The organism is Erythrobacter sp. S43, assembly GCF_057364955.1.
In genome coordinates this window covers 1399033-1412317 of sequence record NZ_CP200285.1, presented here as the reverse complement: position 1 = coordinate 1412317, position 13285 = coordinate 1399033, and the positions used below count along the sequence as shown (strand labels likewise).

Below are 13285 nucleotides of genomic sequence, written 5' to 3'. Positions count from 1 at the left end.
CTGTGAGGCCGATCAGTTTAGGCCGCTTCTCAGCAATCTCTGGGTTACCATTCATGCGGTCAGCCTATCGATCAATTCGTGATCCAGATCGCGCGGAGGTTCCTGACCGAAGAACTTCTCAAAAGCGGCAGCTGCCTGGCCCACCAGCATGGTGAGCCCACCAATAGTGGTGAACCCCGCTTCTTTTGCCGCTCGCAGCAGGTCAGTCTCCACAGGATCTGTCACTATGTCATAGACAATGCTCCCCGGCGGGGCGTGACTCATATCGAATTGCAGGTTTGGCTGACCTCGCATCCCAAGGGGAGAAGCATTCACGATCAAATCAAGGCACCCTTCGCGATCATCAAAGGCAAAGTCGGTGGGCTTCGCAAACATGGCCAAAGGCGCGGTGAAATTGTCTTCGGGCGTAGTTAGCTCGGCAAGAAGCTTGCGCGCCTTACCAACATTGCGGCCAGCAAGCACAAGAACGAAGCCCTCATTCTTCAACGCCGAGATAATAGCTCGTGCAGCGCCACCTGTGCCGAGAACTCGAGCCATTCTAAAGAGGTGCTGCCGCGCCAGATAGGGGCGGATTGGCTCAAGGAAGCCTTCAACATCAGTGTTTGCGCCCACTAACTGATCACCGTCGCGATAGATGGTGTTCACTGCGCCGATCTCCATTGCTTGTGGCTCGACGCGATCGAGGAACGGGATGATCGCCTGTTTGAGTGGCATCGTTACATTGCAACCACGCCAATTCTGATCGGCACGCCTTTGCGCTAAATACTCCGCGATCGTGTCTCGCGTCACGGCGCGCGCGCCATATTGCCCCTCAATTTCAAGCTTCTTGAGCCAGAAACCATGGATCAGAGGAGACTTGGACTGGCTGATCGGGTCACCGATCACCTCTGCGTAAGGCAGGTCTGTGTCTTCGCTCATGCGCGCAACGCACCCAAATCACGCAATGCTCCCAGCAAGGGAAGCAGTGGCATACCCAAAATGCTGAACTGATCGCCTTCAATGGTATCGAAAAGTTGTACGCCCATCGCCTCAATCCGGAAAACGCCGACTGTAAAACCGACCTCTGGCCATTCGATGCTCAGATAATGCTCGATGAATTCGTCGCTCAAATCACGAACTTGCAGATATGCGACATCGGCATGGCTCCATTCGCAGGTATCGCCGCGCACCAAGGCGGCCGCGCTGTGGAGTTCGAGTGTTCTGTTCGAGAAGAAACGCAAATGCTCTGCGGCATTCTCACGCGACGTGGGTTTATCAAACCTCTGACCCTCGACAACCACAAGAGAGTCGCTGCCTAAAACCAGTGTTTCGGGAAACTCATTGGTCAATGCCGCCGCTTTGGCGACACTTAGTGCTTCGGCGATTTCCGGCGCCGCTACATCATTCAAACTCGCTTCGACCGCACGTTCATCGATTTCGGCAGGAATTGCGTCATAGGTAACACCAGCCGCATCCAGCATCGCTTTGCGTGACGCAGACTTTGAGGCGAGAATTAGCGCGCAGCGCATGTCCGTATCGGTCATATCGGTTTGGACACTCCGTCCACCGGCTTCTCTCGACGCTCACGTTCTTGCGCAAGCCGAATAATGGCCGCAGCGCTTTCCTCGATTGAGCGCCGTGTGACGTCAATTACCGGCCAGCCATTGTCAGCAAACATCCGGCGCGCGAACTGAAGTTCGCTCTTTACCTTATCGTTATCGACATATGAGGTTTCCGTGCCCTCATTGAGCGAAAGAAGCCGGTTGCGGCGAATTTGTACCAATCGCTCGGGTGCCGTGGTCAAACCCACGACCAAAGGATTGCGCAAGCCGAACAGGGCGGGGGGCGGCGGACTTTCTACGACCAGAGGGATATTGGCGGTTTTGTACCCGCGATTGGCGAGATAAATGCTCGTCGGCGTCTTTGAACTGCGAGACACACCGGCAAGAACGATATCGGCCTGCTCCCAATCTTCATGCCCGACGCCATCATCATGAGCGATCGTGTACTGAATCGCCTCGACCCGCTTGAAATAGGCATCATCCATCGAGTGCTGACGGCCGGGGCGACCGTGCGCCTCTTGTCCCAATTGTGCTTCTAGGGATGCCGTCACCTGATCCAGCACAGGCACAGCAGGCAGACCAAGATGGCGACAGTGCTCTTCCAACCGCGCGCGGGTTTCAGGATTCACCAAAGTGAACAGAACCAACCCCGGATTATCCGCCAGATCGGGCACAATCCGGTCAAGATGCTGTTTGGAACGCACCATCGGCCAAAAGTGGCGCGCCACATCAGGATCGTCGAACTGCGCCAGCGCCGCTTTCGCAATCATCTCCAGCGTTTCCCCGGTCGAGATCCGAGACAAGATGCAGGTTAAGGCGATTCATGAGTCGGGCGATGCGTCCGGCGGCTTGTGGATAGACCATGGCATAAACCACGGGAGAGAATTGCGGACAAGCCGGGCACGAAAAAACACCCCCGATCCGGCAAAAATTCTCGGGGCACTTGCCGACATGGGGCAACGGTTTTGGACAGGCTTGGGATAGCGTGGATAGAATCCGTTTGACTCAAGGATCCTGCAGAGTCGCAATATGGCTAACGGGGTGTTCAGCACGGGAGAAATCAGGCAGGGATCGTTTGTACCCAGTTTCCACAGGGCCAACACACTCCATCAATCCTTTTAAAAATATATAATTTTAGATTAGAGGAACTCCATGCCTGGTCCGCTTCTCGATACCCTTAAGGGTGCCAAACCTGATGTCGCTCCTGTCTGGCTCATGCGTCAAGCTGGTCGCTATCTCCCTGAATACAGGGAACTTCGTGCAGAGAAGGGCGGCTTCCTTGAGCTAGTTTATGATAGCGAAGCCGCGGCAGAGATCACCGTGCAGCCGATCCGACGGTTTGGGTTTGATGGAGCGATCCTTTTCTCTGACATTCTGATTGTTCCGCACGCAATGGGACAGGGACTCGCATTTCTCGCGGGCGAGGGACCGCATCTCAGTCCGACGCTTCTTGAATCCGAGTTGAGTGATTTCACCGAGACTAAAGAGCGCTTCGATCCGATTTATGAGACAGTGCGGCTGACGCGCTCGATGATTTCCGACCAAGTGACGATGCTTGGCTTTGCAGGGTCTCCGTGGACCGTCGCTACCTATATGATCGCCGGGCAGGGTTCAAAGGATCAGGGTCCGGCGCGTTTGCTCGCCTATCAGGATCCGGCGCGGATGCAGGCGATCGTCGACGCGATCATCCAAGTCTCGGTCGAGTATTTGCGTGGGCAAATTGATGCGGGCGCTGAAGCGGTGCAGCTGTTTGACAGTTGGGCCGGAAGCTTGGCGCCAGACGAATTTGAGCGGTGGGTTGTTGCGCCAAATGCCGAGATAACTGCTCAGATCAAGCAATCGCATCCAGACACACCTGTAATTGGCTTTCCGAAAGGCGCTGGTTCAAAACTAGCGGCCTATGCACGAGAAACGGGTGTTGATGCGATAGGAATGGATGAAACGCTCGATCCCACTTGGGTTCACGCGGAATTGCCTGATGGCATGCCGGTGCAGGGCAATCTAGATCCGCTGCTGGTCGAAGCTGGTGGCCCGATGCTGCCTGAGAGGGTTCGCGCGATCCTTAATGCATTTGAAGACCGTCCGCAGGTGTTCAATTTGGGTCACGGCATCGGCCAGTTTACGCCAATTGAGCATGTGCACGAGCTGCTGAAGGCGGTCAGAGGGTAAGATGCAGGAGTTCGTTCTCTCGATCTATCCATGGGTCAAGATCGGCCATGTCATCTTTATGGTGTTCTGGCTTGCTGGATTGTTCATGCTGCCGCGCCAATGCATCTACATGCTCGATCACGCCTCGGGCAGCGAAGGCGAGGCGAAATGGGCCGAGCGGATGGGCAAGCTCCGCAAGATTATTCTGACGCCGAGCCTGATTATCGTCTGGTTGCTTGGGCTCTTGCTCGCATATGCCTTGGGCGCGTTCACTCAAGGTTGGTTCCACGCCAAGGTGACATTGGTCCTTGTGCTTACGGGCTATCACGGTTGGCTGGTTGCGCAGACCAAGAAGATGGCACGGGGTGAGCGGCCGTTGACAGAGAAGCAGTGCCGTATGTTTGGCGAGGTGCCAGGTTTGCTTCTTATACTGATCGTGGCCCTGGTTTATCTGAAACCCTTCTGATTCGCGATTGACCAACGCGGCTGCGGGTCATATTTTGCAGTTCTCAATTCCGGCTTCCGCATCGTCGCGACGACGTTGCCTGTCTGCTTTCTCCAAGCCCAGCTCCTATTGATCCCAAGATCACATTTTCAAGGAGCGCCTCGTCCAAAGAGGTATTGACTGGCCGGCCACTTCCACCAATTGGATTGATTTCACAATGCATCTCAAAGACTTGAAACTCAAAACTCCGGCCGAGCTTGTCGCTATGGCAGAAGAGCTGGGCGTTGAAAGCGCATCGACCATGCGCCGTCAGGACCTGCTCTTCAGCATCCTGCGCGAACTCGCGGAGGATGAAGAGTACGAAGAAAAGATCATGGGTATCGGCACGATCGAAGTGCTGCAGGACGGCTTTGGTTTCCTGCGTTCGCCCGAAGCAAACTATCTCGCAGGACCGGACGATATCTATGTATCTCCCAACCAGATCCGCAAATGGGGCCTGCGCACCGGTGATACGGTCGAAGGCGAAATTCGAGCGCCAAAAGAAGGCGAACGCTACTTCGCGCTGACCGGCCTCGCGACGGTAAACTACGAAGATCCGCAGCAAGTTCGCATGCGGACCAACTTTGACAACCTTACGCCGCTGTATCCGGAGCAGAAGCTCAATCTCGATACGCTCGACCCCACGGTGAAGGATAAGTCCGCGCGGGTGATCGATATTGTGTCGCCGCAGGGTAAGGGTCAGCGCGCACTGATTGTCGCGCCGCCGCGTACCGGTAAAACGGTTCTGCTGCAGAACATTGCCAAAGCGATCACCGACAATCATCCTGAGGTGTTCCTTCTGGTTCTGCTGGTCGATGAGCGTCCCGAGGAAGTCACCGACATGCAGCGCAGTGTGAACGGCGAAGTTATCTCTTCCACCTTCGATGAACCTGCCAATCGCCACGTTCAAGTAGCTGAAATGGTTATTGAAAAGGCAAAACGCTTGGTTGAGCATAAGAAGGATGTGGTTATCCTGCTCGATTCAATCACCCGCCTTGGCCGCGCGTACAACACTGTTGTTCCAAGCTCAGGCAAGGTTCTTACGGGTGGTGTTGATGCCAACGCGCTTCAGCGTCCGAAACGTTTCTTTGGTGCTGCGCGAAACATTGAAGAGGGTGGTTCGCTTTCGATCATTGCCACCGCGCTGATCGATACGGGCAGCCGCATGGACGAGGTGATCTTTGAAGAATTCAAGGGCACGGGTAACTCCGAAATCGTCCTTGATCGCAAGGTCTCTGATAAGCGCATCTTCCCGGCTCTGGATGTAGGCAAGTCCGGCACTCGGAAGGAAGAGCTGCTGGTCGAGAAAGACAAGCTGTCGAAAATGTGGGTCCTGCGCCGTATTCTCATGCAGATGGGCACGATCGATGCGATGGAATTCCTCCTCGACAAGATGAAGGACTCCAAGACCAACGAAGACTTCTTCGACACGATGAATCAGTAGGGGTTATCTCCGGGGTTGCGCACGCCAGAAAGCAATGTTGGCAAAGCGCGACCTCGGCCTTATGGCAATCAGCACATGCTTAGTCAGTATCTCTATATCAGCACTGCGCCGGATATGACTCGCGAGCAGGTTGACGAAATCCTTGCGAGCAGCACGCGCAACAACCCTGCTCGGGGTATCACTGGATTATTGCTCTACAACGGGCGTAACTTCCTGCAATTGCTGGAAGGTGACGAGTCTCAATTGGTCGCTCTGATGACGCGCATTGCCTACGATCCTCGCCATAGCGGTGTATCAATGTTGAGCCGGAAAGAGGTGGAAGATCGCGCCTGTCCTGATTGGGCGATGCGCCGGATCACGATTGCAGATTCCGTCGAAAAGCGGCGTAGCAACCTTGATGCGGACTTGCCGGAGGCACTCGATCCGGAAACTCGCCGTTTGATTATGAACTTTGCGGTGCTGAACTGACTTTTGATGGCTCGGCGCTTCTCGGTCTAAAAGCAAAAGAACCGCCAGGAGAGAACCATGAAAGTGAATATCGAGATTGATTGCACGCCCGAGGAAGCGCGCGCGTTTATGGGTCTTCCCGATGTGACTGAGGCTAACAACGCTTATGTCGAGAACATCACCAAGGCGATGCAGGGTGTGAGCAGCCCCGACCAACTTCAGCAATACGCACAAGCCTTGGCACCAATGGGGCAGATGGGACTGAAAATGTTCCAGAACTTCATGGAAAGCGGGATGCGCCCTGGCGGCGGCTCAAAAGGCAAAGATTAGAGCCTTCGCAGGCCGCAGCAGCCATGTCCGATACCATCTTTGCAGTCTCCAGTGGGTCTCCTCCCGCTGCCATAGGGGTGATCCGCGTGAGTGGTCCGATGGCGGGCGAGGCGCTGCATCGGATGACTGGGCGGACCATCGAAGAGCGCAGAGCGTCATTGGCGCGGCTGCGGGACAATGGTGGCCGTGTTCTCGATGAAGCGCTCGTTCTTTGGTTTCCCGGACCAAACACGGCGACAGGCGAGGACTTGGCAGAGCTGCATTGTCATGGGGGTAGGGCGGTTCTTGCAGCAGTTGAGGGTGCTCTGAGTGCTATGGATGGTCTTCGGGCAGCTGAGCCCGGAGAATTCACTCGCCGCGCCTTTGCCAATGGCCGGATTGATCTGGCTGAGGCCGAGGGGCTTGCGGACCTCCTTTCGGCGGAGACGGAGCTTCAGCGCGCCGCTGCTATGGCAAGCGCGACCGGCGTGGTGTCAGGTCAGGTTGAAGACTGGCGTAGTCGAGTCCTTCAGTTGTCAGCCCAAGTTGAAGCCGCATTAGATTTCTCCGACGAAGACGACGTGGATGAGCTTCCTCAGAGCTTCACGTCGAACATCGATGCCTTGCTTGAGGAAATGGGGAGTTGGCTCGCGCGCCCGCGCAGTGAGGCGTTGAGGAATGGCTACCGAGTGGTTTTGGCCGGACCACCGAATGCCGGGAAGTCGACGCTCTTCAACGCGCTGGTCGAAAGCGAGGCAGCAATTACATCTCCTATCGCCGGCACGACGCGCGACGTTATCGAGCGAAACGTAGCGATTGGTGGTGTTCCTTTCAGCTTTATCGACACGGCAGGTGTTCGGGATGATATCGCAACCGCCACTGATGCCATTGAAGCCGAGGGCATCGAGCGAGCGCGGCGCGCCTTTACAGGTGCCGATCTTGTTTTGTGGCTTGGTGATGAGGATGAGGGACCTGAAGCTGCTTGGGAAATTGCCGCACGCAAGGATGCCGATGATTTCGTGCCGAAGCTCTCGGCTGATTACACGGTCTCTGCTTTGTCTGGAGAGGGTGTTGCTGCTCTGAAGGAGGCGCTGGTGCACAAAGCACGTTCAGCCATGCCAAAGGCTGGAGAGGCCGCCTTGAGCGCACGACAACATACATTGATCGATAACGCGGCGGGGGCTTTGAGGTCTGGCCGAAGCTTGAAAGATCCCCTCCTGGTGGGCGAAGAGCTACGCCGTGCTCGCCTCGCCTTTGATGGTCTTATTGGACGCGCGGCGACCGAGGATATGCTCGACGCATTGTTTGGGCGGTTCTGCATCGGCAAATAGGCCAAGCTGCACGGCAATGTTTCACGTGAAACACCTTTGACGAGCGGGCGTCGAAACCCTATTTGCGCTGCTCATGCAAAACTTTGACGTTCTGGTTATCGGTGGTGGTCACGCCGGGGTCGAAGCCGCCTGTGCGGCGGCGCGCATGGGTGCGCGCACGGCGCTCGTCAGCTTTGATCTCGATGCTGTCGGCGCGATGAGCTGCAACCCTGCCATAGGTGGCTTGGGCAAGGGGCATCTGGTCCGTGAAGTTGATGCGTTGGACGGCGTGCTCGGTCGTGCGGCCGATGCGGGCGCGATCCATTACCGGATGCTTAACCGTTCAAAGGGCAGCGCGGTCTGGGGTCCTAGGGTTCAGGCCGACCGGGCTTTGTTTAAAGCGGCGGTCCAGAAGACTGTGAAGGCGCAAGCCAACCTTACCCTGATCGAAGGCGAGGCCGCTGCTCTAATTCTGAAAAGCGGTGCGGTTGCCGGACTAGAACTCGCTGATAGCACAGAGCTTCATGCGTCACGCGTGGTCCTTTGCACCGGCACTTTCCTAGGTGGCATACTGTTCCGCGGTGAAGAGCGATTTGAAGGCGGCCGTATCGGCGAAAACGCGGCTACCCGCTTGGCCAAGCAGCTACGTGGTGCCGATCTTCCTATGGCGCGCCTCAAGACGGGTACTCCACCACGTCTGGATGGACGCACGATCAATTGGGCTGTCCTTCAGGAGCAGCCTTCTGACGGGGAGGGGTGGACGATGTCCGCGCTGACCGAGCGGCGGACCAATCCCGAGGTCTTCTGCGCCATCACGCGGACCACACAGGCATCGCACGATGTCATCCGTGCTAATCTTGATCGTTCACCCTTGTTTTCGGGCGCCATTGATGCAGCTGGTCCGCGCTATTGCCCGTCTATCGAGGACAAGATTCATCGCTTTGGCGACCGCGATGGGCATCAGGTGTTCCTCGAGCCCGAGGGTCTCGACACACATCTGGTCTATCCCAACGGGATCAGCACATCCCTCCCGGTTAATGTGCAGGATGCGATGCTGCGCAGCATGCCAGGTCTTGAGCAGGTTGAGATGGTCGTACCAGGCTATGCTGTGGAGTATGACCACATCGATCCTCGCGCCCTAACGCCTGATCTCCAGTTGCGCGCCATACCAGGCCTTTACTGCGCGGGGCAGATCAATGGCACGACCGGATATGAGGAAGCCGCTGCTCAAGGGGTGATTGCTGGTTTTGAGGCAGCAGCTGCAATATTGGGCAAAGACGCGCCGAAGCTCGATCGCGCCAACTCCTATATGGCGGTGATGATTGATGACCTCACCCTGCAAGGGGTGAGTGAGCCGTACCGCATGCTGACCGCGCGTGCGGAATACCGTCTGCGTCTGCGCGCCAACAACGCATCCACCCGTCTAACACCCTTGGGAATTGCGAGTGGCTGTATCGGCGAAGAACGCCGCGATTGGTTTGAGCAGCGTGAAGCTGCCAGAGCTAAGATCGACGAGGTGTTCGAGACAGGACTCCACGCCCGCGATTTGGCCGATAGGGGCCTGCCAGTACGCCGTGACAGCGGTGAAAAGGCTATCCGTGATTGGCTGCGCTATGAAACCATCACGCTCGATGACTTGAGTGAGTGGGTTGGTCCGGTTGTTGGCCTGGACCCTGTCCTGTCCGAGGAAATGGCTGAGGATGCAGCCTATGAGCCCTATCTGGCGCGTCAGGATGCAGAATTACGTGATCTGAGGGCAAGTGAGGAACTCTCACTAGCTGCTGATTTTCCTTATGACGCAGTCCCCGGCCTTTCGAATGAGATGGTTGAGCGACTTGCCAGCGCCAAACCCACAACTCTGGCCGCAGCGGGCAGGGTACCTGGGATCACGCCAGCAGCGTTGTCTGCGCTCTTGGTCCATGCGCGCCGCCGCAATGCCGAGATCGCTGCTGAGCAACGCGTTGCATGATAATTTCTGACGAGAAGCAGGCGCGCGACTACACGGCGCGTTGGACCGATAAGGTTGGTATGGAGCGCATGGAGTGTTTCGTTACCTTGCTTCTGGCGGAAAACCAGAAGCAAAACCTGATCAGCAAACCTTCTGAATCTCAGGTTTGGCAACGCCACATCGCGGATAGCGCGCAATTGCTCGAGCATGTTTCACGTGAAACACTGACCTCTGAGGGCGTGGACCCGTGGCTGGACCTCGGCACAGGCGCTGGCTTCCCGGGAATTGTGATTGCTGCACTCCTGCCAGAAATCCCCGTTGTATTGGTCGAATCCCGCATCAGACGGGTCGAATTTCTTGAGAACAGCGCTAGGGAGCTGGGTCTAACGCGTTGCAAGGTGATTGGTGAGCGATTGGAGCGAGTTGACCCATTCCCAACTAGTGTCATTTCGGCACGCGCCTTTGCGCCTTTGCCCAAGCTTCTCCGCTTATCCTCACCCTTCTCCACAAAGGCGACGCGCTACATCTTGCCCAAGGGGCGCAAGGCGGCGCACGAATTGGAAGAGCTAAAACCGTCGATTCGGTCGATGTTTCACGTGAAACAATCCCTGACCGACAGCGAATCTGGCATAATCGTTAGTGCTTGAGGCTGAATTCTGCGGTACCAAAGGGGCAGAAGGGAAGAACCAGTATGCTGACCATCGCGATCGCGAACCAGAAGGGTGGGGTGGGCAAGACCACCAGCGCCATCAACATCGCCACTGCGATGGCGGCGACCGGATGGAAGACCATGCTGATCGATCTTGATCCGCAGGGCAACGCGTCAACTGGGTTGGGCGTTGCGGCGGGTGAGCGTGAACTTTCCAGTTATGATGTGCTCGTTAATGAGGTTTCGCTTACGGATGCGAGTGTTCCATCGACCATTCCAGGCCTCGACATTGTCCCTGCGACCGTCGATCTGAGCGGCGCTGAAGTTGAGCTTGTTTCGGTCGATGATCGCACGTCGCGGCTGCGCAATGCGCTTGCCAATCATCAGGGCCATGAAATCTGCTTTATCGATTGCCCACCTTCACTCGGCCTGCTGACGCTCAATGCTCTTTGTGCGGCCGACACATTGATGGTGCCGCTACAGTGCGAGTTCTTTGCCTTGGAGGGCCTTAGCCAGCTTTTGCAGACTGTTGAGCAGGTGCAGCAGCGCTTTAACCCCTCATTGTCGATAATTGGTGTGGTGCTGACCATGTTTGATCGCCGCAACCGTCTCACCGACCAAGTGTCTGAAGATGTTAGAGATTGTCTCGGAAACTTGGTCTTCGACACCGTAATCCCGCGTAATGTGCGTTTGTCCGAGGCACCAAGCCATGGATTGCCTGCTCTGGTCTACGATCACTCCTGTGTTGGTAGTCGGGCATACATCGCGCTCGCCCGCGAGCTAATTTCGCGCCTTCCTCCTGCTGAGAGGGCTGCGGCATGAGCAAGAGGAACGAGAGCACCGTGAAAACAACCGCACCTCAGCGCAACGTACCTGACCGTAAGAAGAAGCTCGGTAAGGGGTTGGGGGCACTCCTAGGAGAGACCAAGCGCGAAGAGCCGCTTGTACAGAGTGCGGGCGCGGCAGCGTCTTCTTCGCCTGCCGCAATTGGTGCGCCGATTGCGGCAAGCGCTGACTCACCCCTTAAGAGCCTGTCCGTTGCGGCAATCGATCCACTGCCAGGCAATCCGCGCAAGCATTTTGACGACGGCGCACTCGATGAGCTCGCCGCTTCGATCGAGGCCCGTGGGGTGATTCAGCCCATTATCGTTCGCCCACGAGCGAAGGGCCGTTTTGAGCTGGTCGCCGGTGAAAGACGCTGGCGGGCCGCGCAAAAAGCGCGCTTGCACGAAATTCCTGCGCTGGTTCGCGATCTGAGTGATCGTGAGGTGATGGCGCTCGCACTGATCGAGAACCTCCAGCGTGAGGACCTTAACCCGGTTGAAGAAGCGCGCGCTTATCAGAGGCTTAGCGATGATGAGGGTATGACGCAGGCGGAAATCGCCCGGATGGTCGAAAAGTCGCGAAGCCACGTCGCAAACATCCAGCGATTGCTTAACCTACCCGACAAAGTTCTTGATCTTGTTGAGGCGGGCGAGCTCTCCATGGGCCACGCTCGCGCCTTGATCGGACAAGATGACGCGGCTTCGCTCGCCCAGCGGGCCGTGAATGACAATTTGTCGGTGCGCGAAATCGAAAAGCTGGTCAAACAGCTCGCCGCCCAGATCAATGGTGGTCCGACAGACGGCAAATCGGGGGTAGCGCCGTCGGCAACGCCAGAAAATGCAGATATTGCCGCCGTAGAGCGGCATCTCGAGGATTTCCTCGGCCTGACCGTGCGGATTAAGGCGGATGCGGACCCGCGTTCCGGTAACATCTCCATCCGGTACAAGACCCTCGATCAATTGGATCTCATCTGCCAGCGCTTGACTGGCGGGGATATCTAGGCCGCACTTAGCCTACGAGAAAAAGAAACCCCGCGACCTCTGATGAGAGCGCGGGGTTTCTTTTTGAACGCCAAAAGTCGCGCAGTGCGACTTTAAGCGCCTTGTTTAACGCTTGATCATCTTTGGCGAGACCTTTTGAAGCTTTGTCGGCTTGTGGGGTTTCGGCGGGTGAATCTCACGCTCTCCCGGAACATAGATAATCTTGGTCGTTTCACGCGTGATCAAACGCTGGCGAACTGTCGTGCGGATCGGAACCATAACGACCTGCGGAGCCTGACAGCCGCAGCTGCCGTAATATCCGTAGTGACCCGTCGCCATGTAGCCATAACCTGCAGGCGGGTAAGGATAGGTGACAGAATGGCGGGCGCCCGGCTGACCATATTGTGAAATATAGCCATCAAGCGCAGCCTCACAGTCGTATTTGCCGCCCTTTTTCCCGCCGCCGATGATGCTGCCCAAAAGCAGGCCGGCAAGACCGCCCGTTCCAGCGCCAATCAGTGTCCCAGCAAGGCGCTCACCCGCGCCTGCAATCAGATTGCCGGCAACGCCACCGGCCGCTGCTCCCAGAAGGCTGCCGATAATGCCACCTTTTTGACGTTCACTGCGGCCACTGGTGCGACGTTCACATTCAGCGAGCCACTGATCGCGTTCAAAGATCACTGGCGCGTGCATCATCGGTTGGACCGGATAACCGGTGTGCGGACGAACTGGTGCGATGGGAGTGTGACCGCCGGTCCGGATGTAGCGAGTGCGAACAATCGTCTCGACACCATCGTCCCCTGTGAACCGATCTTCTGTGAATGAGGAATCGGCGGGAATCGTTGTGGTAGTGGTTGTCGTAGTCGTCGCTCCGATCGCGCCACCAAGCAAATTCGGTGTTACAGCCGGCGGGATCGAAGAGGCCTGCGATGCACCAACCTGTGCCGGACTGTTGAACTCATCAGCGAGTGCAGGTGAAGCCGCTGCCAGTGCGGGCAGGGCCAACGTAAGAGCCAAAGCAGTGCTGGTGGATTTGCGCGTGATCGACATGCTTGTTCCCCGATCTTCAGAATATCGAAGCCCGAAAACGCGAATCGCCCCCGTTACCCCGACCATATAGTTACCATCGGGTTACCACCGCTGCTCGGCCCGAACCAAGTCAGGAGGGAAGGGTGTCTCGTTTCGGGGCGCAAATCGCCG

General features: G+C 56.8%; 13 protein-coding genes and 1 pseudogene. 10 read left to right on the top strand and 4 right to left on the bottom strand.

Translation table 11 applies throughout. From position 1 onward, the window contains the following. Nucleotides 1-51: 51 nt before the first annotated feature. The 3 genes and pseudogenes from AC0V6K_RS06795 to AC0V6K_RS06785 all read right to left on the bottom strand — a co-directional run bounded on the left by AC0V6K_RS06795 (nt 52) and on the right by AC0V6K_RS06785 (nt 2366). Complete coding sequence (locus tag AC0V6K_RS06795; protein ID WP_472625840.1) at nt 52-918, bottom strand: shikimate dehydrogenase family protein; 867 nt, start codon at nt 916-918, stop codon at nt 52-54. After that, a complete protein-coding gene (locus AC0V6K_RS06790) occupies nt 915-1523 on the bottom strand; it encodes a Maf family protein (RefSeq protein WP_472625838.1) in 609 nt (202 codons plus the stop codon). Before AC0V6K_RS06790 ends, AC0V6K_RS06795 begins: the two co-directional genes overlap by 4 nt. Further along, nucleotides 1520-2366, bottom strand: a pseudogene (locus AC0V6K_RS06785) (pyruvate, water dikinase regulatory protein). Before AC0V6K_RS06785 ends, AC0V6K_RS06790 begins: the two are co-directional and overlap by 4 nt. 327 nt (nt 2367-2693) lie before the next feature. On the opposite strand from AC0V6K_RS06785, the gene hemE reads away from it, so the two are divergent. The 10 genes from hemE (at nt 2694) to AC0V6K_RS06735 (ending at nt 12106) form a co-directional block, all read left to right on the top strand. Next, nucleotides 2694-3710: a uroporphyrinogen decarboxylase gene (gene hemE, locus AC0V6K_RS06780; RefSeq protein WP_472625836.1), complete on the top strand. Its 1017-nt coding sequence runs from the start codon at nt 2694-2696 to the stop codon at nt 3708-3710. Nucleotide 3711: 1 nt separating this feature from the next. Further along, a complete protein-coding gene (locus AC0V6K_RS06775; protein WP_472625834.1) occupies nt 3712-4155 on the top strand; it encodes a CopD family protein in 444 nt (147 codons plus the stop codon). A gap of 196 nt (nt 4156-4351) precedes the next feature. Continuing rightward, a complete protein-coding gene (gene rho / locus AC0V6K_RS06770; protein ID WP_472625832.1) occupies nt 4352-5617 on the top strand; it encodes a transcription termination factor Rho in 1266 nt (421 codons plus the stop codon). A 75-nt stretch (nt 5618-5692) separates the two neighbouring features. Continuing rightward, nucleotides 5693-6085 (top strand): BLUF domain-containing protein, encoded by a 393-nt coding sequence (locus tag AC0V6K_RS06765; RefSeq protein WP_472625830.1) that lies wholly within the window; start codon nt 5693-5695, stop codon nt 6083-6085. A 57-nt stretch (nt 6086-6142) separates the two neighbouring features. Beyond that, nucleotides 6143-6394, top strand: a complete 252-nt coding sequence (locus AC0V6K_RS06760; RefSeq protein ID WP_472625828.1) for a DUF6489 family protein — start codon at nt 6143-6145, stop codon at nt 6392-6394. A gap of 23 nt (nt 6395-6417) precedes the next feature. Then, entirely contained in the window at nt 6418-7704 is a 1287-nt protein-coding gene (mnmE, locus tag AC0V6K_RS06755; RefSeq protein ID WP_472625826.1) for a tRNA uridine-5-carboxymethylaminomethyl(34) synthesis GTPase MnmE, read from the top strand. 73 nt (nt 7705-7777) lie between these two features. After that, nucleotides 7778-9652 (top strand): tRNA uridine-5-carboxymethylaminomethyl(34) synthesis enzyme MnmG, encoded by a 1875-nt coding sequence (gene mnmG, locus AC0V6K_RS06750; protein ID WP_472625824.1) that lies wholly within the window; start codon nt 7778-7780, stop codon nt 9650-9652. After that, the gene (gene rsmG / locus AC0V6K_RS06745) at nt 9649-10278 is read left to right on the top strand and encodes a 16S rRNA (guanine(527)-N(7))-methyltransferase RsmG (protein WP_472625822.1); all 630 of its coding nucleotides are present in this window, start codon (nt 9649-9651) and stop codon (nt 10276-10278) included. The genes mnmG and rsmG overlap by 4 nt, the downstream gene beginning before the upstream one ends. A 44-nt stretch (nt 10279-10322) precedes the next feature. After that, the gene (locus tag AC0V6K_RS06740) at nt 10323-11102 is read left to right on the top strand and encodes a ParA family protein (protein WP_472625820.1); all 780 of its coding nucleotides are present in this window, start codon (nt 10323-10325) and stop codon (nt 11100-11102) included. Continuing rightward, the gene (locus AC0V6K_RS06735; protein ID WP_472625818.1) at nt 11099-12106 is read left to right on the top strand and encodes a ParB/RepB/Spo0J family partition protein; all 1008 of its coding nucleotides are present in this window, start codon (nt 11099-11101) and stop codon (nt 12104-12106) included. Before AC0V6K_RS06740 ends, AC0V6K_RS06735 begins: the two co-directional genes overlap by 4 nt. 105 nt (nt 12107-12211) lie before the next feature. On the opposite strand, the gene AC0V6K_RS06730 is transcribed toward AC0V6K_RS06735, so the two are convergent. After that, complete coding sequence (locus AC0V6K_RS06730) at nt 12212-13135, bottom strand: glycine zipper 2TM domain-containing protein (protein WP_472625816.1); 924 nt, start codon at nt 13133-13135, stop codon at nt 12212-12214. Between the last annotated feature and the right edge of the window lie 150 nt (nt 13136-13285).

Bases quoted from the DNA above. Each gene is read 5' to 3' on its own strand.
- AC0V6K_RS06795 (WP_472625840.1), bottom strand. From the start codon at position 918: ATGAGCGAAGACACAGACCTGCCTTACGCAGAGGTGATCGGTGACCCG.
- AC0V6K_RS06790 (WP_472625838.1), bottom strand. From the start codon at position 1,523: ATGACCGATACGGACATGCGCTGCGCGCTAATTCTCGCCTCAAAGTCT.
- hemE (WP_472625836.1), top strand. From the start codon at position 2,694: ATGCCTGGTCCGCTTCTCGATACCCTTAAGGGTGCCAAACCTGATGTC.
- AC0V6K_RS06775 (WP_472625834.1), top strand. From the start codon at position 3,712: ATGCAGGAGTTCGTTCTCTCGATCTATCCATGGGTCAAGATCGGCCAT.
- rho (WP_472625832.1), top strand. From the start codon at position 4,352: ATGCATCTCAAAGACTTGAAACTCAAAACTCCGGCCGAGCTTGTCGCT.
- AC0V6K_RS06765 (WP_472625830.1), top strand. From the start codon at position 5,693: ATGCTTAGTCAGTATCTCTATATCAGCACTGCGCCGGATATGACTCGC.
- AC0V6K_RS06760 (WP_472625828.1), top strand. From the start codon at position 6,143: ATGAAAGTGAATATCGAGATTGATTGCACGCCCGAGGAAGCGCGCGCG.
- mnmE (WP_472625826.1), top strand. From the start codon at position 6,418: ATGTCCGATACCATCTTTGCAGTCTCCAGTGGGTCTCCTCCCGCTGCC.
- mnmG (WP_472625824.1), top strand. From the start codon at position 7,778: ATGCAAAACTTTGACGTTCTGGTTATCGGTGGTGGTCACGCCGGGGTC.
- rsmG (WP_472625822.1), top strand. From the start codon at position 9,649: ATGATAATTTCTGACGAGAAGCAGGCGCGCGACTACACGGCGCGTTGG.
- AC0V6K_RS06740 (WP_472625820.1), top strand. From the start codon at position 10,323: ATGCTGACCATCGCGATCGCGAACCAGAAGGGTGGGGTGGGCAAGACC.
- AC0V6K_RS06735 (WP_472625818.1), top strand. From the start codon at position 11,099: ATGAGCAAGAGGAACGAGAGCACCGTGAAAACAACCGCACCTCAGCGC.
- AC0V6K_RS06730 (WP_472625816.1), bottom strand. From the start codon at position 13,135: ATGTCGATCACGCGCAAATCCACCAGCACTGCTTTGGCTCTTACGTTG.